This window comes from Bradyrhizobium sp. UFLA05-109, from assembly GCF_054185165.1.
Genome location: NZ_JBBIAR010000049.1, coordinates 55,056 through 74,320, shown reverse-complemented (window position 1 = coordinate 74,320; position 19,265 = coordinate 55,056). Strand labels below are relative to the sequence as shown.

The window sequence follows — 19,265 nt, the reverse complement described above, 5'->3', positions numbered from 1 at the left end:
CACATTGCCAAATCCATGCACTATGATGTGTCGGCTATGTCCCCGAACACCCGTCGGTCATGTCCCCGGGCTGAACATCAAGTCGGGCGATGACAGTTGAGTGTGAGGCAAACGCCTGCTGACTAACGCCTCAACTGATCGTCGCGCCGCCGTCGATGACCATGGTCTGACCAGTCATGAAGTCGCCGGCCTTCGATCCCAGGAACACAGCCGCGCCGGCGATCTCGTCGGGGATGCCGATGCGCAGGAGAGGTGAGCGCGAGGTCGAGGCCTTCAGGTTCTCCGGGTTGTCCCACAGCGCCTTCGCGAAGTCGGTCTTGATCAGTCCGGGCGCGATGCAGTTCACGCGGATGTTGTGCTTGCCGTATTCGCAGGCGAGGTTTCGCGCGAGCTGCATGTCGGCCGCCTTGGAGATCGCGTAAGCGCCGAGAATGGTCGAGCCTTTGAGGCCGCCGATCGAGGAAACGATGATCACCGAACCATCCTTGCGCTCGATCATCTGCGGCACCACCATCGATATCAGCCAGTTGTTGGCGACGATGTTGTTGTCGAGGATCTTTCGGAACTGATCGTCCGAGATGCCGGCGAGCGGACCGTAGTACGGGTTCGAGGCGGCGTTGCAAACCAGCACGTCGATCTTGCCGAAGGCCCGGTTGCTCTCGTCGACGAGGTTTTGCAAGTTTTCCTTCGAGGAGATGTTGGCGGCGATCGCGACCGCGGTCCCCTTGCCGAACCTGTCGTTGATCCCCTTCGCCACCTCCTCGCAGACGTCGGCCTTGCGTGAGGAGATCACGACCTTGGCGCCGTGCTCAGCCATGCGCTCCGCGATCGCAAGCCCGATGCCGCGCGTCGATCCCGTGATGACGGCGACTTTTCCCTTCATGTCGAACAAGGTCATGTTTCTCTCCCAGATCTAACGACGTTGATGTGATCGCAAGCTTGAGCCGCCACCGTGCTGAGCGGCAACGGCTCAAGCGAGCTTCTTGACTTCCGGCCCTGCGGGTTGATGCATCGCGTTATGCCTGTCGTCCGCGATCCACGGCTGCTGGTTCACCATCGGCAGACGCCAGACGGCGCGCTCGGCTGTTGCGAAATGATCGAGCCGCGTCACCGAGACATTATCGATATCGAAGGAGAGCCCCTTCTCAGGCTCGCCGCCGAGCGCGAGCCCCAGCGCCGCCTTGATCGTGCCACCATGCGTAACCGCAATCACGTCCTGCCCCGCCTGTTCGCGGTTGATCCGCTCGATCGTGCGGCATGTGCGATTGTAGAGGTCCATGAAGCTTTCGCCGCCGGGCGCGGGCTCGTTGATGTCGGCGAACCAGCTGCTGCCTGCGGGGCGGCTCGCGACGAAGGCAGCACGATTCATCCCCTGCCACTCGCCGAGATTCTGCTCGGCGAAATCCGCTTCCCACGTCATGCTGGCTGGCTTCGGAAAGCCGGCCGCCCAGATCGCTTCCGCCGTCTGGTGCGTGCGCATCAGATTGCTCGAGTACCAGACCGCATTGCGCGGGAGGATCTTTGCGACTGCCTCGAACACTTCGAGATCGCTGGTGTCGCAGGCGAGATCCTGCTGGCCGTAGATATTGCCGCCGTCATTGCGCACTGGCGCATGACGGACCCACCACCACCGCGTCGTGACCACCGTGGGCTTGCTGGAATCGGACATCGTCGAAACCCTTTCATCCCGTTCGATGTCGCTGTACGTGAGTAGCGAACGTGTCTCAAGACACTTGCATGTTTCAAATTCTGTTTGAAATTCCGTCGCACGGCAAGCGTCGTGCGACAACCAAAAAGGAGAAACGCATGGGCCGTCTGCAAGGCAAATCCGTCATCATCACCGGCGCGGGCAGCGGCATCGGCCGCGCGGCCTCGCTGCTGTTCACGAAAGAAGGCGCACGACTGATCGCAGTCGATCGCAGCGAGGGCGTGAAGGAGACGGTCGAGGAGATCAAGCGCGCCGGCGGCACTGCAGAGGCCATGATGGCCGACGCGGGTTCCGAGAAGGACGTCATGGCCGTCATCGACAAGGCGGTGAAGACGCACGGCCGGCTCGACGTGATCTGGGCCAATGCCGGCGTCTCCGGCGGGCTCATTCCGCTTGCCGAGCAGACGGTCGAGCATTGGCAGGAGGTTTTGCGCGTCAACCTGATCGGCCCCTTCCTCGCGGTGAAGTACGCGATGCCGCACATGGTGCAGCAGCAGTCGGGCGCGATCGTGCTGACGGCCTCGGTCGCGGGCCTCAAGGCCGGTGCCAGCGGTCACCCCTACGCCGCGAGCAAGGCCGGCGTGATCAGTCTGGTGCAGACCACGGCCTATTCACTCTCCGGCACCGGCGTGCGCATCAACGCGGTGTGCCCCGGGCTGATCGAGACCGGCATGACGAAACCGATCTTCGATCGCGCCAAGGAGCGCGGCACCGCCGACAAGATCGGCCAGCTCAATCCGCTCAAGCGCCCCGGCCAACCGCACGAGCTCGCAGCGATGGGCTTGTTCCTGGCTAGCGACGAGGCGTCGTATGTCAACGGCCAGGCGTTTCCGGTCGATGGCGGCCTCACCGCGTCGATGCCGTATACGGGCAAGCCGGTTTGACTCTCTCGTGCCCCGGACGCAGCGCAGCGCGATAGCGATGCGCTGCTGAGCCGGGGCCCATGCTTCTCAACGGCACGACCGGAGTAGGTCCCGGCTCTGCGGCGCAGCGTTGCACGCTGCACCGCGCCCGGGACACGAGAGTCTCCGTCCACACACCGCGATTCCCAGTATCGTCAAAACAAAATCGCAAAGGTGATTTTGCCCGACGGCACAGGCGATTTCTTTTTCTTCGAAAACAACCCCATGCAAAGTAGGATCGCGCCATATGCGGGATCTCTGCGGGAAAGCTACCGGCAGATGATTTGCCCGACGGGCGCCGCTGTTGGTATGGTTCGTGCACGCGGCTGCGCCGCCACCCTCCCATCCCAAGAACCCGACAATGCCAAACCAAAGACCCGACCGTATTCGCAAACTGCTCGTCGACCTCGTCGCCTTCGACACTGTGAGCGACCGCTCCAACCTGTCACTGATCGCCTATATCGAGAGCTATCTTGCCTCCTTCGGCGTCAGCGGACAGCGGATCGTGGATGAGACCGGGCAGAAGGCCTCGCTCTGGGTCACCATCGGCCCTGAGGACCGCGCAGGCCTCGTGCTGTCGGGGCACACCGACGTCGTCCCCGTCGCGGGCCAGACATGGACCCACGATCCGTTCAAGCTGATCGAGCGCGACGGACGCCTCTACGGGCGCGGCACCACCGACATGAAAGGTTTCGTCGCGGTGTGCCTTGCCATGGTGCCGGAGATGGTCGAGGCGAAGCTGACAACCCCGATTCATCTTGCGATCTCCTATGATGAGGAGATCGGCTGCGTCGGCGTGCGGCCGATGCTGCGCGAGGTTGCCAAGAAGCCGCTGCGGCCACTCGGCTGCTTCGTCGGCGAGCCGACCGAGATGAAGGTCATCATCGGTCACAAGGGCAAGCATGGCGTGCGCGCGACCTTCAAGGGGCTCGCCCGCCACTCCTCGATCGCGCCCGATGGTGTCAACGCCATCGAATATGCGGCCGAGCTGATCACCGAGATCCGCCGCCGCGCCGTCACGCTAGCCGCAAAGGCGGAGCAGGACAGCCTCCACGACGTCCCGCATGCAACGCTGCTCACCAGCATCGTGCATGGCGGCGCCGCGCTCAACATCGTGCCGGATACCTGCACCGTGGAGTTCGAGTGCCGCGGGCTCGGCATCACCGAGTCACGAGAGGTGACGGATGCGATCGTTGCCTGGGCCAAGGCGGAGATCGAGCCGGCGATGAAGAAACGCCATCCGGAATGCGGCATCGATTTTGCGGAGATCCTCGACTATCCCGCCCTCGACACCCGGGCCGACAACGCGATCGTCACGCTCGCCAAAAAGCTCGCCGGCCGCAACGACCACGCCAAGGTCGCCTTCGGCACCGAAGCGAGCCTGTTTACCAGCATGGCCGATATCCCCTCGGTCGTGATCGGTCCCGGCGCGATCGCACAGGCGCATACGCCGGACGAGTTCGTCGAGATGTCGGAGCTGGAGAAGTGCGGTGAGTTCGTCGCGGAGCTGATCGCGCATTGCGCGAAGGAATGAAACGTAGGGTTAGCTTCACCAGCCGTAGCCCGCATGAAGCGAAGCGAAATGCGGGGACAGGGCTCCCGGATTGCGTTTCGCTCCATCCGGGCTACGGCGCCATGTCCGCAAATCACAGAGATATCGTGTCCCGGACGCGGTGCGGTACGAAGTGACGCGCCGCAGAGCCGGTACCCAGTGCGTAGGGTGGGCAAAGCGAAGCGTGCCCACCACTTCTGTATACGCATAAGCGGTGGGCACGGCGCCGACGCGCCTTTGCCCAACCTACGCGCCCGCGCCTATCACTTCCCGGCCTCGGCCTCCACAGTCTGCTTCGCGAGGCCTTCGGCGAACAGCTTCTCAAGATTGTCCGCATAGCTGTTGAACTCGCCCGGCACCACGAAGGGATTGGGCGCGCCGTCGGCGATCTTCGCGCGCTTGCCGGGCATGTCGTACATTTCGGGGTGCGGGGCGAGCAGGACGTCAGGATGTGCTGTCTTCGACCACGCGAATGTTTTTCTGTAATCGTCGACGATGCCCGGATAGGTCATCCCCTTCCCGGCCAGCCGGTTGAGCGCCACGGTCGCGCTGCAGAAGAACAGCACGCTTCGTGTTGCGTCACCGTCCTTCACCGTTGTGGTCCAGCTCGTGCAGCCCGGCGTGTGTCCCGGCGTCTCGTGCGCGGTCAGCGTGATGCCGCCGATTGCCACGGTATCGCCTTCGTGAACGGCACGGTCGACCTTGACCGGCGGAAACTTCAAGAGGTCCTCGTCTTCCTGGCCCGGATATGCACCGCCCTCCAGGAGCGGCTTGTCCTTCGCGCCTGCGATCATCTGCGCGCCTGAGTCCTTTTTGATCTGAGCCAGTCCTCCCGTGTGATCGATATGGGCGTGGGTGTTGATGAGATATTTGATGTCGGAGATCTTGAAGCCAAGCTTTGCGATGCTGGCTTCGATCTGCCCGGTTGCCTCAGGCATCGCGGTGTCGATGAGGATATGGCCCTGCGGCGTGGTGATCAGATAAGAGGCGAGCCCGTTGGTACCGACATAGTAAATGTTGTCGATGATCTTGTACGGTTCCGTCGGCGCGTCCCACTTCTTGACCATGTCCGCCATGAGATCCCGCAGCGTCTGCGCCTCGGCTCCGGTGGCGGCAAGCATCATGGTGCTCAGCAGGACGATCAGGATTCGCATGCAAGTCTCCCGTTATTTTTTCTTGTGCGTGGAGATTAGGAGATACACGTGAGCTGCCGCAATCGGGAACTATGGGATTTGCCTGTCATGCCTCGCGAAGGCGGGGCATCCAGTACTCCGCGGCCATGATGGCTCGCAAAACTGCCGTCTCTGGAATACTGGATTGCCCGCTTTCGCGGGTAATGACGCGGGGTGTGTGGCGAGACTAAGCGTAACTGACAGAACAAAAGCGCGGCCTCATCGACCGCGCCTTCGTCTCGTTCATACCGCGCCCGCCTTCTGCGCGTAGTCCCATGATGCCTTCGAGAGCGGCACGGTGCGCTTGGCGGATTCGAGCGCCTTGGCGTTGGCGGCGGTGCCGTCGCGGATCCGGCCCGCGATTCCCTGCGTGATGCCCGCAAGGCGGAAGAGATTGTACGAGAAGTACCAGTTGAGATCCGGCACGCTCATCCCGGTCGCGTTGCAGTAGATCTGCGCGGCCTCTTCCAGACTCGGAACGTTCAGCGCCTTGAGGTCCGCGCCGTCCAGGCCCGGCATGATCCACTGCATCAACAGATAGGTGAAGTCGGCCATGGGATCGCCGAGCGTCGACAGCTCCCAATCCAGCACGGCCTGCACGCGCGGTTCCGTTGCGTGGAAAATCATGTTGTCGAGCCGATAGTCGCCGTGGACGATCGAGACGCGCGCCTGCTCCGGCACGGTGCGCGGCAGCCATTCGGCGACCTTCTCGAACTCCGGAATGTGCTGGGTCTCGGATGCCCGATACTGCTTGGTCCAGCGGTCGATCTGCCGCGCGAAATAATTGCCGGGCTTGCCGAAGTCCCCGAGGCCGATCGCCGCGGGATCGAACATGTGCAGCTTCGCGAGCGTCTCGATCTTGCTGGTGAAGATTTGTCGCCGCCCATCCGGCGTCTGGGTTGGCAGCGTCGGATCCCAGAATACGCGGCCCTCCTCCATCGACATGATGTAGAAGGCGGCACCGATGATGCTGTCGTCCTGGCAGAGCGCATAGGCTTTCGCGACCGGAAAACCCTGCTTTCCGAGCGCTGCGATCACGCGATATTCGCGATCGACGGCATGCGCCGACGGCAGCAATTTACCGAACGGCTTTCGGCGCATCACGTAGGAACGGCCGGGCGTGTCGAGCCGGTAGGTCGGGTTGGACTGGCCGCCCTTGAATTGCAGGACGACCAGCGGGCCCTGATAGCCTTCGACGTTCTCGCGCATCCAGTTCTCGAGCCGCAGCTCGTCGAAACGATGCCGCTCCTCGACGGGCTTGGTGCCCGAGAACTCCTCGTCTTTCCTGACGCCGTCAGCCACGATGACGCTCCCTCACAGTCTTGTCGATCTTATTCGGGAACGCCGCCGGGCCCTCCCTATTAGTGCTTGGGAGAGTTTGCATACTTCCGGATTTCAAGTCTGGCAATGGCGCGATTGTGCACCTCGTCCGGACCATCGGCGAGACGGAGCGTGCGGATGCCCGCATAGTCCTTGGCGAGACCGGCTTCGTCCGAGACACCGGCGCCGCCAAAAGCCTGGATCGCCTGGTCGATGATCTTCAGCGCCATGTTGGGGGCTGCGACCTTGATCATGGCGATCTCGAGCTGCGCGGTCTTGTTGCCGACCTTGTCCATCATGTCGGCTGCCTTCAGGCACAGCAGGCGATTCATCTCGATATCGGTGCGCGCCTCGCCGATGCGCTGCTCCCACACCGAGTGCTCGATGATCTTCTTGCCGAACGCGGTGCGCGACATCAGCCGCTTCACCATCTTCTCCAGCGCCTCCTCGGCCTTGCCGATGGTGCGCATGCAGTGATGGATGCGGCCGGGCCCGAGGCGGCCTTGCGCGATCTCGAAGCCGCGGCCCTCGCCGAGCAACAGGTTCGATGCGGGAACGCGGACGTTCTCCAGGAGCACCTGGGCGTGGCCATGCGGCGCATCGTCGAAGCCGAACACTGGCAGCATCTTCTCGACCTTGATGCCGGGCGTGTCGAGCGGCACCAGGATCTGCGACTGCTGCTGATGCTTGGCGGCGTTGACGTCGGTCTTGCCCATCAGGATGGCGATCTTGCAGCGGGGGTCGCCGACACCGGAGGACCACCATTTGCGGCCATTGATGACGTAGTGGTCACCGTCGCGCTCGATACGGGTTTCGATGTTGGTGGCGTCGGACGAAGCCACCGCCGGCTCCGTCATCAGGAACGCGGAGCGGATCTCGCCGTCCATCAGCGGACGCAGCCATTTGCGCTTCTGCTCCTTGGTGCCGTAGCGGAACAGCACTTCCATGTTGCCGGTGTCGGGCGCGGAGCAGTTGAACACTTCCGAGGCCCAGGAGATGTGCCCCATCTGCTCCGAGAGCAGCGCGTATTCGAGGTTGCTCAATCCCGCACCGTGGAATTCGTCGTCGTCATGCTCCTTGGACGGCGGCAGGAACATGTTCCAAAGGCCTTCGGCCTTGGCCTTCTTCTTCAGCTCTTCGAGAACCGGGATGACCTTCCAACGCTCGCCCGTGTGATCCTGCTGATTGTAGACGGGAACAGCGGGACGCACGTGCTTGGTCATGAAGGACTGCACGCGTTCGAGCCATTCCTTCTGCTTGGGGGACATGTCGAAGTCCATGGGACGCTCCTCGTCTCTCTCTCTCTGAAGGATCTTTTGTGCCGGACTGTCCTCCCGCCTTGCGCGGCCTGCAAGCCGCGACAGCGGGGCTTGCGGGCCACCTTTCGGAACCGGGGCCTCGCTGTTGCGAACCGGTCCCGATTGCGGATTGACTTTTCCCGACCTTCAAACGATAGTTTCATACAACTGTTTGAATTGCAACTCCCTCCGGCGCGCGCCCCTCGTCGTCATTCCGGGGCAGCCCGCAGGGCTGAACCCGGAATCTGGAAGTTGTGCGCGAGATTCCGGGTTCGCGACTTCGTCGCGCCCCGGAATGACGAGAAAAGGCTCTCAGCCATGGCCAGCGATCAGACCAGATCTGCCATTCTCGCCGCCGCCGAGCGGCTCTACGCCGATCGCGGCTTCGGCGACGTAACGCTGCGCGACATCGTCGCCGAGGCCAACGTCAACCTTGCGGCCGTGAACTACCATTTCGGCTCGAAGGACGAATTGATCGCCGAATTGTTCGTGACGCGGAGCATCGCCCTCAACCGCGAGCGCCTGGCGGAGCTCAAGACGGCGGAAGAACAGGGCGGCGGCCGCGCCCCGATCGAAATGATCCTGCGCGCCCTCGTCGGCCCGACCCTGAATGGCTGCCTGGGGCCGGCGAACCAGCGTTCCACCGCGGCACGCTTCATGATCCGCGCCTCCATTGAATCGGTGCCGCCGATCCGCCGCATCAAGAACCGCGAGATCGACCATTTGCGCAAATTCGCCGCCGCGATGCGCCGCGCGCTGCCCGACCGTAGCGATGAGGAGATCTATTGGGGCCTGCACTTCGCGCTGGCCATGGCGCACCACACCATCCGCGAGAGCGAACGGCTGATCAAGCTGTCGGACGGAAAATGCGATCTCGACGACGTCAACGGCATCATCGAGCGCGTGGTCGTAATGGCGGTGATGGGGCTGACGGCCGGAAAGGCAGAGGGCAAGGCCCCGGCGAAGGTCGCTGCGCGCTGAGGCGCGCATATTTTTCCTTCTCCCTTGCGGGAGAAGGTGGCGCAAAGCGCCGGATGAGGGGTGGCTTCCGCAGATTCTATTGCGCGAGCGTCACTCGCGGAGAGAGACCCCTCACCCTCGCTCGCTTCGCGAGCGCACCCTCTCCCGCAAGGGGAGAGGGTAAAAGCAGCATCACATCCTCTGCGGCATCTCCTCGGCTTCTTCCTTCGCCAGCAGCAGCAGCATTTCAATGCCCATGTCGCCTTCCTGCGGCGAGCGGATGAACTTGATTTCCTCGGCCGACGTTTGCAGCGCCGCGACGATCGCCACGGCCTGGTTGGCCGTCGCCGCCTCGGTGGCTAGAACTGCCTTCTGGTTCTTCGCTTGATAGCCGATCGTATAGGACATTCGATTCCTCCCTGCCGAACACCAGTTCGTCAGATGAAGCGATCGAATACGAGTCCGGATTGCGACGAAAGCCGGGGCAACTACGGATCATCTGTGGACAAGGGAACGCTCGCCCCTCACCGTTCCGTTGTCTCTCACCAGTTCACCCGAAAAGTTCCCGTGCCGGCATAGCTCTGGCTGCCACTAGCGAACTCGCCGGTGAAGCGCGCGGAGAGTTCCGACCACCGGTTCAGCACCAGGCGCGAGCCAAGCTCGACTCTGCCGGCGTCGCTCGCGGCGCGCGCGCCCTCCACAGTGAAAGCGGAAACCGGCATCGATACCAGCGTCGCCGTGACGTCGCGGTTCGGCGAGAACTCATGCACCCAGGCGAGGCTAGCGAACGGCATCCACATCATGCCGTTCCCGAAATCGAACCGGGCATCGAACTTGCTGCCGAGGAAGGTCGGCAGTGAAGAGACGCTGCGCGAGGCGTAGCTCAGGCCGAGAACACCGGGCCCTGTGCCGGTGATGCTGGTCTCGGTATAGCCTGCCTGCCACAGCTGCGCGGCCTGGAGCGCGGCGAACGGCGTGACAGCGACCCTGCCAAAGTCGTAGGTCCGCCCGACCTCGAAGCGTCCGCCGAACTGGTCGCTGCCGAACGATCCCTTGGCGATCTCGTCAGCGCCGATGCCGGTGATGGTCCGCGTGGTCGAGTTGTTGAAATGGCTGTAGGCGAGCTGCGCGGAGACGTAAGTCGCGCCGAACCGCTGCATCGCATAGGCGCCGACATGGGCACCGTCGACCCTGCCCGAGGTGGCGCGATCATCGACGTTGAAGGTCGCGCTGGAGCCGCCGGCGGCGATGCCGACCAGAAGATCGGAGCCGAAGAGATGGTCGACGCCGGCTGCGCCGCCCGCGATGCGGTCGCTGAAGCCCGCGCTGCCGACCGTGGCGTCGCCCGACAGCGATTGACCGGCCCCGAAACCCGACGCCCAGGCGTGCCACTGCGGCTCGACGAGCGGTGGCGCCTTCAGCGCGTTGAAGGCCGAGGTGACCGGACGCTCCGAGGCGTAACCGAGCGCGCCACTTCCCGCGGCCTCGCCGCGGTGACCGCTGCGCCACGCATCCATCTGGCCGTCCATGGTCTGGCCGAACATGCTGCCCGCGGCAAAGGCGGTGTTTTGCGTGCCGCTGGTCCCCTCGCCCGAGAGCTGATCGAGCACGCGCACCGAGCCCGCCTGCAACAGATTGGAATAGAACGTCGCGGCCGCGCCGGTCAGCGCGGTCGAGTAGCCGGCCTCCAGTGCATTGCCGACCGCGCGCTGGTTGGCGGTCTCGCCTGCGACCGAGCCGAACCCCTGGCGCGTCAGCGTCACGTCGACCGAATTGGTGTTGTAGGTCGCCGCGGCATTGAGGAAGGCCGATGACACCGTGACATTCGCGAACCGGCCCGAGACGCCTGTAGCCGTCTGCACAACGTCGGTGTAAGTCGTCGACGACTGATAGAGGCCCGGCTGCGCCACCAAGCGCAACGTGCCGTCGAGCTTGACCTGCCCGGCAGCATACAGACCGTCGCTGTTGCCGGCATTGTCGACGCGCAGCGCAAGAGTGCCCGACGCGGACTGGGTGAAAGTGCCGCCGAGCTCGATTATGCCGTGCCCCAGTGCAGTCGCCGGATCGCTGATGGTGACGAGCCCGTTGTTGGTCAGGCTATCGCCGCTGCCCCAGAGCCGTATGGCGCCGTCAAGCGTTCCATTGTTGGTGATGGTGTTGTTCGCGGCGCCAAAGGTAAACAGCGAGAAGCCGTTCTGACCGCCCCTGATCGTGCCGCTGTTGACGATCGTGTTGCCGTTGCCGACGAATTCGATCGCAACTCCGCCGTTGCCGGGTGCGCTGATCGTTCCATTGTTGGTCACGGTATTGCCGTTACTCCAGAGCATGACGCCAATGCCCCCCGTATCGACGGCGGTGATGGTGCCGCTATTCGTAAGCACACTGCTGTTCAACAAATACACGCCGGTGCTGTTGATGCTGGTGCTGCTGCCCACCGTGATGACGCCGGAATTGAGGATAGTGTTGCCGCCGCCGTCAGCGGCGATGCCGTAGGAGCTCGCACTACCAGAGCTGATCGTGCCGGTGTTGGTCAGCACGTTGCCTGTGCTGGATACGAACATGCCGATAGATCCGGGAGCGCCGAGAGAAATCGTGCCGGCATTGGTGAAGGCGTTATTGTCGCCGGTGCCCTGGATTCCGATACTGTCAGTGACGATGGTGCCGTTGTTGATCACGGTGTTGTTGTTGTAGAGAGCGTAGACGCCGGCCGAGCTGGAGCCGACGTTGATCGTGCCGCTGTTGGTGAAATTGTTGCCGCTCCCCAGATAGACACCATAGCCATTGGCGCCGATCGTGATCGTACCGGAATTCTGGATGGTGTTGGTGCTGTTGACGCCGATGCCGTACGACCCGTCACCAGTCAGGGTGATGGTGCCGGAGTTGCTTACCGTGTTGCCGGAGCCGGTGAGCCGGATGCCGGCGGCGCTCGCCCCCGTCGAGCTGATGGCGCCGCTGTTAACGACGGTGTTACCGCTGTCGAGTTTGATCGCCACTTCTGACGCGCCGACCGAGATCGCGGCGCCGGACTGAACCGTGACGGAGAGGTTGCTCTCGACGCCGGTGCCGAAGCCGGTGCTGCTCGCTCCGCTGCAGGTCACGGCATTGCCGGATTGCACGCAGGCAGCCGCGGCCTCACCGGACGGCAACATGACGACCGCAGCCAAAGAGAGCGAAAACGATGCCGTCAGCGCCAGGGGTCTCATGCGAAGGGGCGACTGGGACAACTGCGCCGTCGTCTTCAGCAGGGCGCCACGTCGTATTTTCATTACCGATTCCATCATCTTGCGGTCGAAACAGTGACTGCAAGATGATCAGACGGCGAATAACTGTCTTGGACTCCAGCGAATAAAGATTTGCCCTAGAACGCCCTGACGGCCGATTTCGCGGTCGATGTTGCCGCCGCGCCACCATTCGCCCAGACGTTTCGGCTTCGGCCGACATCTGGTTGCGCTCCTCGCGCCATCACTTAGCGAATGCATCAGCGATCCACGCTGGTACCTCGGCCGCTCGGATCAGTCGCCGGCTTCCAATGTCCGCGATATCGTCCTAGATCACGCCCTGCTTCTTCAGCGCCGCGATCTTCTCCGCATCATAGCCGAGTTGTCCGCCAAGGATTTCCTGCGTGTGCTCCCCGAGCAGCGGCGGCGCGCGATAGTCCGTCACGGGGGTTTCCGAGAACGTCAGCGCGTTGCGGATCAGCGACAGTTCGGGCTCGAACTTGTGCTTCACCTTCACCCGCATGCCGCGCGACTGGACGTGCGGATCGCTAAACACCTGCTCGAAATTGTTGATCGGACCTGACGGCACGCCGGCCTCCTCCAGCTTTTCCAGCCAGTAGGCCACCGGCTTCTTCAGGAACAGACCAGCGAAGATCGCCATGATCTCCTTGCCGTGCACGACGCGGTCGTTGTTCTTGATGAAGCGCTTGTCGCTCGCGAGTTCGGGCTCGCCGAGCACGGCGCAGGTCCGCTGGAACTGACCGTCATTGCCGACCACCAGCATCAGTTCGCCATCGGTGCAGCGGAACACGCCGGCCGGCATGCCACCATTGCCCCAGGTGCCGCGGCGCGGCGGTGTCTTGCCATTGACGAGGTAGATCTGCAGCCAGTGCGACAACGATGCGATGACGGTATCGAACAGGCAGACGTCGATGTGCTGCCCCTCGCCGCCATTGGCGTCGCGATGGTAGAGCGCCGAGAGAATCCCGATCGAGGTGTTCATGCCGGTCATGTAGTCGACGATCGACGGGCCGACCTTCATCGGACCCTCGCCAGGCTCGCCGTCGATATGGCCGGTGACGCTCATCAAGCCTCCATGGCCTGCAGGATCGCATCGTAGCCAGCGCGCGGGGCGTAGGGGCCGGTCTGGCCGAAACCGGTCACCGAGCAGTAGACGATGCCGGGGTTGACCGCCTTGATCGTCTCGTAATCGAGGCCGTAGCGCTTGAGATCGCCGACCTTGTAGTTCTCCATGAAGACGTCGACGTCCTTGGCAAGCTCGCGGATGATCGCCTGCCCTTCGGGCTTGGCGATGTTGACCGTGACCGACTTCTTGTTGCGGTTGGCGCAGAGGTAGAACGAGTTGTTGTTGTTCTGCTTGCCGTCGGGGTCGCTAAGGTAAGGCGGGCCGAAGGCGCGCGCGTCGTCGCCGGTGCCGGGCCGTTCGATCTTGATCACCTCCGCGCCGAGATCGCCGAGCATCTGGGCCGACAAGGGCCCCGCGAGCACGCGCGTGAGGTCAAGGATCTTGATGCCTGAGAGCGGCAGGGCCGACATAAGGTTTCCTCCGGGAACTGCTGTTGGCGCGGCGGCCAAGGCCGGGCCGCGCTTCCTGCGGATACACTATTTTGGACCTGCGAGCCTTGCATTGGTGGCATGCCGCCATCCGCGGGCCGCTCTCAGGGCGGTCCCAAAAACGTTACGCCGCTGCAGCCGTCGCGGCGCCCGGCCGGCGGCGGCCCAGGGCGACGAGGATCAGCACCGTTGCGCATGAGCAGAGCATGGTCAGGCCAAGCAGGCCACGGCTGCCGAAATGCACCAGCAGCGCTGCGAGAACCGGAGGCGACACGGCTGCGGCGAGATTGACCGGCAGGGCGATCACCGACGTCGCCTTGGCGAATTCGGTCTGATCGTAGAACACCAGCGGAATCGTTGCCCGCGCCACTGCCATCGCGCCGCTGCCGAGGCCATAGAGCAGGATGAACAGCGCAACCACCCAATATGAGCCGTTGCCCGCCATCAGCAGCAGCATGGCAAGCGGCAGCGCGGTGCCCGCGACCAGCCCGGTCGTGATTCCGTCCCAACGTCCGCCGCCAAGGAAATCGATGCCGCGCGCGCTGACCTGGATCACGCCCAGCATTGAGCCGAAGCCGACCGCCTCCGCCGGAGACAACCCCTCGGCTCTCAGGAGCTCGACGAAGACGGCGCCCAAGCCGAAGTTCACGAAGGCATTGAGCGCGACCGCTGATACCACAAGGTGGAAGGTGCTCCTGGGAACTGGAGAAGCCGGCACGTACCGTACCTTGGTGGGGGCTTCCTCGCTCGCCTTGCGCCGGCGCGGTGCACAGAAGGCCAGGAGCGGCAGGCTGACGACGATCATCATGGCCGCATAGATCAGACACGTTCCGCGCCAGCCGGCGAGGCTGCTCAGATACGACGTCGTCGGCCAGAAGATACTGCCGGAAAGGCCCGTCACCAGCATCAATGCGCCGATCGCGTTCTTGGCGCGCGGGCCGGCAACCTCGTTCAGCATGATGTAGGCGCCGGTCGAGAGCGTGGCGCTGCCAGCCACACCGAGAATGATCCAGGCCGCGAAATAATGAATCGGCTCCTGCGCATAGGACAGGAACACAAAGCCCGGTGCGGTCACGACCGTGCCCACCATCATCACACGACGCGCGCCATGTTGCGTGAAGGACTTTGCGAGCCAGGGCGCGCACAGCCCCATGGCGACGTACAGAACCGACGTTCCCGCGAATACCGCCGGAAGGCTCATATTGAGATCGGCAGCGAGATCGCGGCCGACGATGGCAGGAAGCCCTATCGTCCCCCATCCGACGAGTTGGGTGACGGCGAGCACCGCCATGACGCCAATCAGCTTCGTATCGAATTTCAAGCGACGTATTCCGCCCCGAGGCCGGATCGGACCGATCCGGTCATTCCCGAATACACCATCTCCACCCCGCGCTGCACTACGAGCCCGGCATGACCCTATCCGCCACAACGGCATTGACATGGCGACAACGGGCATGAGCGCGATTTGACAGTCCCGCGCGTCGCGGGCAACTCTTGCTCCTTTCGAGAATCACCGATGTCTCACGCCGAGTATGCTCCCAAACAGCTCCCAGTCCTCACGAGACTGGCGATAGCGCTGCGCCGGATCCCGGCGGTTGAATTTGCGGTCGCGAAATTCAAATCCTTGCTGCGCGGTCGAACGAACGACGAACCGGCCGTCGTCAGCGAGTTTCAGGCACCGGCTGCGGACGTCACGAAGGACGATGGCGCGCGTGGCGCGGTCGAAGCGGAAACGATCGAACCCGACACCGTGCAGGCGGCTCCCGGTGGAACCGAGACCGCTGCGGCCGAGCCCATCGAACCTGACACCGTCGAAGCTGAGGAGATCGAGGCTCCCGCGACCGATGTCGCTGAGACCGCAACCGCCGAGACTGACACTGCCGAGATCGATGCAGATGAGCCGGTCACGACAAGCGTATGCGATGTCGTCTCCCCTGCTATGGCGTCCGACGACCTCTCCTCGCCTGACATCGAGACCGTTGAAAACGAAGGTCTCCCCGCTGAGAGCGAAATAGCTGAAATCGAGTTGGCTCAGACGCCCATTGTCGCAATCGAAAGCGCCGAGGCCGACGCGGCTGAGGCCGCGACAGCCGAAACTGACGCGCATGGCACCGAAGACGTTACGACCCAGGTTGCGCCATCAGAGGATTCATCCGAGACCGTTGTTGCCGAGACCGATGTCCTTCCGCTCGGTTCTGCCGAAACCGACACGATCGAGGTCGACGCAATTGAGACGTCGGCTGTTGAACTCAAGACCGAGAGCGAGGCTGCTCAGCCCGATACGATTGAGTCCGAGGCAGTCGAGCCCGAGGCAGTTGAGACCGCTCCCTCTCGCATCGAAACTTTCGACATCGATGCGGCCGATCCCGATGCCGCGGAAACTTTCGCAGCCACGGCCGTCGAGACCAACGTGGTTCAGCTCGACCTCGTCGAGACCGATCCCGTCGAAGCGCCACCAGTCGAGCCGGTCACCGCCAAAGCCGATATCGCCCCAGCCGCCGTCACGAAATCCGACGATCTCTGCGATCGCGAGACGCTGATTCGCCGGCGCTGGAAGGAGACCGGAATCAGGATGTGGCATGGCGCCGGGCAGTCCGTGCTGTGCATTCAAGGTCGCATCGCCCTGCTGCCGCCGAAGCCCGGCGAGACGATGCCGGGTTACGACAGGCTGGAGTTCAGACTGATCGACGGCCTCATCACCTGCGAAGGGTTTGTGGTTGATCCACCAGAGCCGCCGCGAACCAGCCAGTTCGCGTAACGTCCCTCACTCCGGCGGGTTGAACGTGCGCACGAAGTACACCGGCTCCTTGCCCTTCTTCAGGCGATAGAGCTGCGCCGGCCGGTTCGGGCCGCGCCGCATCTTGGCGATCGGTTCGATCATGTCGGCCGAGAGGATCCGTGTACGGAAGGCGCTCTTTTCCAAGGGACGGTCGAGCACGATCTCGTAGACCCGCTGAAGATCGGGCAGCGTGAATTCCGCCGGCATCAGGTATGCGGGCAGCGAGGTGTATTCGACCTTGTTACGGAGGCGCTCGACGGCAGCAGCGAGGATCTCGCCGTGGTCGAAGGCGAGCTTCGGCTTGATCTTGCCCGCGACGATCGGAAACCATTGTGCGTCGGTTGCGAGTGCGGCCCGGCCTGCTTCCTCCGGCACCAGCGCGAAATAGGCATGCGTCGCCGACCAGCCGCGTGGGTCGCGCGTGGCGCTGCCCCAGCTTCCGAGTTGCTCGAGATAGGGACTGGTCACGCCGGTCTTCTCTTTGAGCTTGCGCACGGCGCAAGCCTCGAGGTCGCGGTCTTTGGCGACATCGACGAAGCCGCCCGGGAGCGCCCAACTGAGCGGGAACGGCTCGCCCGCGCCGGCCGGCCGCTGCACCAGGAGGACGTGGAGGCCCTCGTTCCGGATCGCAAAGATCACCACGTCGACCGTGACCAGCGGCCGCGGGAAATCCAATTGTCCCGAATTTTCAATGCCTTGGGCTTGGCCTTTCGACGCCATTGCGACCTCCCCTCTTTTGCCGCTTGACGGTAGCTCACTTAGTTGTACAGTGCAACTTAATTAGTTGTCCAGACCAACTTATTAGGAGGATGCCATGTTCGGCGTCAGGTTCATCAAGGCCCAGCCCACCACCTATCTCATGAAGTACCGCGCCGGCGCCGTGGTCGCCGAGGGCGCGGGACTATCCGCGTTCTACTACGCGCCGGCCACCTCGCTCGTCGCCGTCCCCATCGGCAGCCGCGACGCCTCCTTCATCTTTCAGCAGATCGCGCGCGACTTTCAGACCCTCACCGTGCAAGGCCACGTCACCTATCGCGTCAGCGAGCCGAAAAAGGCGGCTTCGATGCTCGACTTCACGCTGAAGAGCGACGGCAAGACCTATGAGACCGACGACCCGGAGAAGCTGCCGCAGCGCATTCTCGGCACCGTCGAGGTGCTGGCCCAGCAGGCGGTGAAGGAGCTGACCTTGATGGAAGCCTTGCAGGCCTCCGACCGCATCGCCGACATCATCGCGACCGGCTTGCGTGCGCGCGCCGACATCGCCTCGCTCGGGCTCGAGATCCTCGGCGTCTCCATCCGCGGTATCAAGCCGACGCCTGACACCGCGAAGGCGCTGGAGGCCGAAGCGCGCGAGGCGATTCTGAAGAACGCGGACGAAGCGATCTTCGCCCGTCGCAATTTTGCGGTCGAGCAGGAGCGCGCGATCCGCGAGAGCGAGCTCGACACCGAGATCGCGGTCGAGCAGAAGAAGCGCTCGATCCGCGAGACGCAGATGGACGCGGACGCCAGCGTCGCCGCCAAGAAGAACGAGCTGCGCCAGGCCGGCATGATCGCGGACATCGCGCTCGAAGGCAAACGCAAGGACTTTGTCGAACTCAACGCCGAAAACACCCGCACGCTGGCCGATGCCGAAGCCTATCGCGTCGGCGCGCTGATGAAGATTTTTGAGGGCGTCGACACCCGCGTGATTCAGGCACTTGCCTCTGCCGGCATGCAGCCGGGCCAGCTCATCGCGCAGGCCTTCACCGGCATTGCCGAGAAGGCCGAAAAGATCGGCCAGCTCAACGTCTCGCCGGACCTGCTCAGCCAGTTGATGGAGAAGCCCAAGGCGATGGAGGTCGCCAATGCCCGCCGGCAATGACCGCAAGATCGTGCTGGTGACGCGCAAGACCAGGCTGGAGGACCTGGTCGCGCGCTACCTGACCGCGGCGCAGGCGCGCTTCTATGTCGAGCATCTCGGCGCCGACTTCTCCGACTATGAGCGCGAGCACGAGGTCTATCGCGCGCAGCAGCATCTATCCATGCAAGCGCTGGAGCAATGGGGCCGCTACCAGGTGATCGAGCGCAGCTTCCTGCCGAACTTCATCTTCGCGCCCTCAGACATCGTGGTCGCGCTCGGCCAGGACGGCGTCGTCGCCAACACCATGAAATATCTCGACGGCCATCCGCTGATCGGGCTCAACCCGGATCCGGTGCGCTACGACGGCATCCTCCTGCCCTTTGCGCCAAGCGATCTTGCAAAGCTCCTGCCCGATGTCGCAACCGAGAAGCGCGACAGTCAGGCGGTGACGATGGCAGAGGCGCGGCTCTCAGACGGCCAGGTGCTCCACGCCGTAAACGACCTCTTCATCGGCGCCCGCACGCACACCTCAGCGATCTACGAGATTGCGACCGGCGAGACGACGGAGCGGCAGTCCTCGAGCGGGCTGATCGTCGCGACCGGGCTCGGCTCGACCGCCTGGTTCAAGAGCATCGTCACCGGCTCGGTCGCAATCGCCGGCCAATTCAGCCACCCGGTCGCGCCGGCCGCCTACACTGCCCTGCCCTGGGACGCGCCGGAACTGCGCTTTGCCGTGCGCGAGCCTTTCCCCAGCCGGCATTCAGCGACCAACCTCGTCTGCGGCAGCCTCACCGCATCCGAACAACTGCGCATCCGTTCACTTATGCCGGAAAACGGCGTCATCTTCAGCGACGGCATCGAAGCCGACCGCCTCGAATTCAACGCCGGTGCCGAAGTCGCGATCGGGATAGCGACGCGACGGGGACGGCTGATCGTGTGAT

At 63.5% G+C, this 19,265-nt stretch carries 15 protein-coding genes and 1 pseudogene; 6 read left to right on the top strand and 10 right to left on the bottom strand.

Features of this window, described 5'->3' with window-relative positions:
* Positions 1-130: 130 nt before the first annotated feature.
* Both Q3C01_RS30480 and Q3C01_RS30475 read right to left on the bottom strand, forming a co-directional pair.
* Positions 131-898, bottom strand: a complete 768-nt coding sequence (locus Q3C01_RS30480; RefSeq protein ID WP_284262321.1) for an SDR family NAD(P)-dependent oxidoreductase — start codon at positions 896-898, stop codon at positions 131-133.
* Between the two features lie 72 nt (positions 899-970).
* Positions 971-1,669 (bottom strand): histidine phosphatase family protein, encoded by a 699-nt coding sequence (locus tag Q3C01_RS30475; protein ID WP_458148988.1) that lies wholly within the window; start codon positions 1,667-1,669, stop codon positions 971-973.
* A gap of 137 nt (positions 1,670-1,806) precedes the next feature.
* Here Q3C01_RS30475 and Q3C01_RS30470 point away from each other — a divergent pair, with 137 nt between their 5' ends.
* Together Q3C01_RS30470 and argE are read left to right on the top strand one after the other, a co-directional pair.
* Positions 1,807-2,592, top strand: coding sequence for an SDR family NAD(P)-dependent oxidoreductase (locus Q3C01_RS30470; RefSeq protein ID WP_458148987.1), 786 nt, complete (start codon positions 1,807-1,809; stop codon positions 2,590-2,592).
* Positions 2,593-2,971: 379 nt separating this feature from the next.
* Positions 2,972-4,144 (top strand): acetylornithine deacetylase, encoded by a 1,173-nt coding sequence (gene argE / locus Q3C01_RS30465; protein WP_458148986.1) that lies wholly within the window; start codon positions 2,972-2,974, stop codon positions 4,142-4,144.
* A gap of 281 nt (positions 4,145-4,425) precedes the next feature.
* Here argE and bla read toward each other — a convergent pair whose 3' ends face one another.
* From bla to Q3C01_RS30450, 3 genes are all read right to left on the bottom strand, one after another.
* Positions 4,426-5,316 carry a subclass B3 metallo-beta-lactamase gene (gene bla / locus Q3C01_RS30460; RefSeq protein WP_458148985.1) on the bottom strand — a complete coding sequence of 297 codons (891 nt, stop codon included), beginning with the start codon at positions 5,314-5,316 and terminating at the stop codon, positions 4,426-4,428.
* Between the two features lie 261 nt (positions 5,317-5,577).
* Positions 5,578-6,636 (bottom strand): phosphotransferase family protein, encoded by a 1,059-nt coding sequence (locus tag Q3C01_RS30455; RefSeq protein WP_458148984.1) that lies wholly within the window; start codon positions 6,634-6,636, stop codon positions 5,578-5,580.
* Between the two features lie 59 nt (positions 6,637-6,695).
* Positions 6,696-7,934 carry an acyl-CoA dehydrogenase family protein gene (locus tag Q3C01_RS30450; RefSeq protein WP_458148983.1) on the bottom strand — a complete coding sequence of 413 codons (1,239 nt, stop codon included), beginning with the start codon at positions 7,932-7,934 and terminating at the stop codon, positions 6,696-6,698.
* Between the two features lie 336 nt (positions 7,935-8,270).
* Between Q3C01_RS30450 and Q3C01_RS30445 the strand changes: the two genes are divergently transcribed.
* Complete coding sequence (locus Q3C01_RS30445; protein ID WP_458148982.1) at positions 8,271-8,933, top strand: TetR/AcrR family transcriptional regulator; 663 nt, start codon at positions 8,271-8,273, stop codon at positions 8,931-8,933.
* A gap of 171 nt (positions 8,934-9,104) precedes the next feature.
* Here Q3C01_RS30445 and Q3C01_RS30440 read toward each other — a convergent pair whose 3' ends face one another.
* The 4 genes and pseudogenes from Q3C01_RS30440 to Q3C01_RS30425 all read right to left on the bottom strand — a co-directional run bounded on the left by Q3C01_RS30440 (position 9,105) and on the right by Q3C01_RS30425 (position 15,035).
* Positions 9,105-9,320, bottom strand: coding sequence for a hypothetical protein (locus Q3C01_RS30440; protein ID WP_458148981.1), 216 nt, complete (start codon positions 9,318-9,320; stop codon positions 9,105-9,107).
* Positions 9,321-9,454: 134 nt separating this feature from the next.
* Entirely contained in the window at positions 9,455-12,178 is a 2,724-nt protein-coding gene (locus tag Q3C01_RS30435; RefSeq protein WP_458148980.1) for an autotransporter outer membrane beta-barrel domain-containing protein, read from the bottom strand.
* A 280-nt stretch (positions 12,179-12,458) separates the two neighbouring features.
* Positions 12,459-13,687: pseudogene (locus Q3C01_RS30430) on the bottom strand (CaiB/BaiF CoA transferase family protein).
* 142 nt (positions 13,688-13,829) lie between these two features.
* Positions 13,830-15,035, bottom strand: coding sequence for an MFS transporter (locus Q3C01_RS30425; RefSeq protein ID WP_458148992.1), 1,206 nt, complete (start codon positions 15,033-15,035; stop codon positions 13,830-13,832).
* A gap of 186 nt (positions 15,036-15,221) precedes the next feature.
* Between Q3C01_RS30425 and Q3C01_RS30420 the strand changes: the two genes are divergently transcribed.
* Positions 15,222-16,463 (top strand): hypothetical protein, encoded by a 1,242-nt coding sequence (locus Q3C01_RS30420; RefSeq protein ID WP_458148979.1) that lies wholly within the window; start codon positions 15,222-15,224, stop codon positions 16,461-16,463.
* 6 nt (positions 16,464-16,469) lie between these two features.
* Here the strand turns inward: Q3C01_RS30420 and Q3C01_RS30415 are convergent, their stop codons facing one another.
* A complete protein-coding gene (locus Q3C01_RS30415; protein ID WP_458148978.1) occupies positions 16,470-17,204 on the bottom strand; it encodes an NUDIX hydrolase in 735 nt (244 codons plus the stop codon).
* 94 nt (positions 17,205-17,298) lie between these two features.
* On the opposite strand from Q3C01_RS30415, the gene Q3C01_RS30410 reads away from it, so the two are divergent.
* Both Q3C01_RS30410 and Q3C01_RS30405 read left to right on the top strand, forming a co-directional pair.
* A complete protein-coding gene (locus tag Q3C01_RS30410; RefSeq protein WP_458148977.1) occupies positions 17,299-18,345 on the top strand; it encodes an SPFH domain-containing protein in 1,047 nt (348 codons plus the stop codon).
* On the top strand, positions 18,329-19,264 hold the full coding sequence (locus tag Q3C01_RS30405) for a diacylglycerol kinase catalytic domain-containing protein (protein ID WP_458148976.1): 936 nt from the start codon (positions 18,329-18,331) through the stop codon (positions 19,262-19,264). The genes Q3C01_RS30410 and Q3C01_RS30405 overlap by 17 nt, the downstream gene beginning before the upstream one ends.
* The last annotated feature ends 1 nt before the right edge of the window (position 19,265 follow it).

Excerpts from the sequence above, each read along its gene's own strand:
- Q3C01_RS30480 (WP_284262321.1), bottom strand. The coding sequence starts at position 898 with ATGACCTTGTTCGACATGAAGGGAAAAGTCGCCGTCATCACGGGATCG.
- Q3C01_RS30475 (WP_458148988.1), bottom strand. The coding sequence starts at position 1,669 with ATGTCCGATTCCAGCAAGCCCACGGTGGTCACGACGCGGTGGTGGTGG.
- Q3C01_RS30470 (WP_458148987.1), top strand. The coding sequence starts at position 1,807 with ATGGGCCGTCTGCAAGGCAAATCCGTCATCATCACCGGCGCGGGCAGC.
- argE (WP_458148986.1), top strand. The coding sequence starts at position 2,972 with ATGCCAAACCAAAGACCCGACCGTATTCGCAAACTGCTCGTCGACCTC.
- bla (WP_458148985.1), bottom strand. The coding sequence starts at position 5,316 with ATGCGAATCCTGATCGTCCTGCTGAGCACCATGATGCTTGCCGCCACC.
- Q3C01_RS30450 (WP_458148983.1), bottom strand. The coding sequence starts at position 7,934 with ATGGACTTCGACATGTCCCCCAAGCAGAAGGAATGGCTCGAACGCGTG.
- Q3C01_RS30445 (WP_458148982.1), top strand. The coding sequence starts at position 8,271 with ATGGCCAGCGATCAGACCAGATCTGCCATTCTCGCCGCCGCCGAGCGG.
- Q3C01_RS30440 (WP_458148981.1), bottom strand. The coding sequence starts at position 9,320 with ATGTCCTATACGATCGGCTATCAAGCGAAGAACCAGAAGGCAGTTCTA.
- Q3C01_RS30435 (WP_458148980.1), bottom strand. The coding sequence starts at position 12,178 with ATGAAAATACGACGTGGCGCCCTGCTGAAGACGACGGCGCAGTTGTCC.
- Q3C01_RS30420 (WP_458148979.1), top strand. The coding sequence starts at position 15,222 with ATGTCTCACGCCGAGTATGCTCCCAAACAGCTCCCAGTCCTCACGAGA.
- Q3C01_RS30415 (WP_458148978.1), bottom strand. The coding sequence starts at position 17,204 with ATGGCGTCGAAAGGCCAAGCCCAAGGCATTGAAAATTCGGGACAATTG.
- Q3C01_RS30410 (WP_458148977.1), top strand. The coding sequence starts at position 17,299 with ATGTTCGGCGTCAGGTTCATCAAGGCCCAGCCCACCACCTATCTCATG.
- Q3C01_RS30405 (WP_458148976.1), top strand. The coding sequence starts at position 18,329 with ATGCCCGCCGGCAATGACCGCAAGATCGTGCTGGTGACGCGCAAGACC.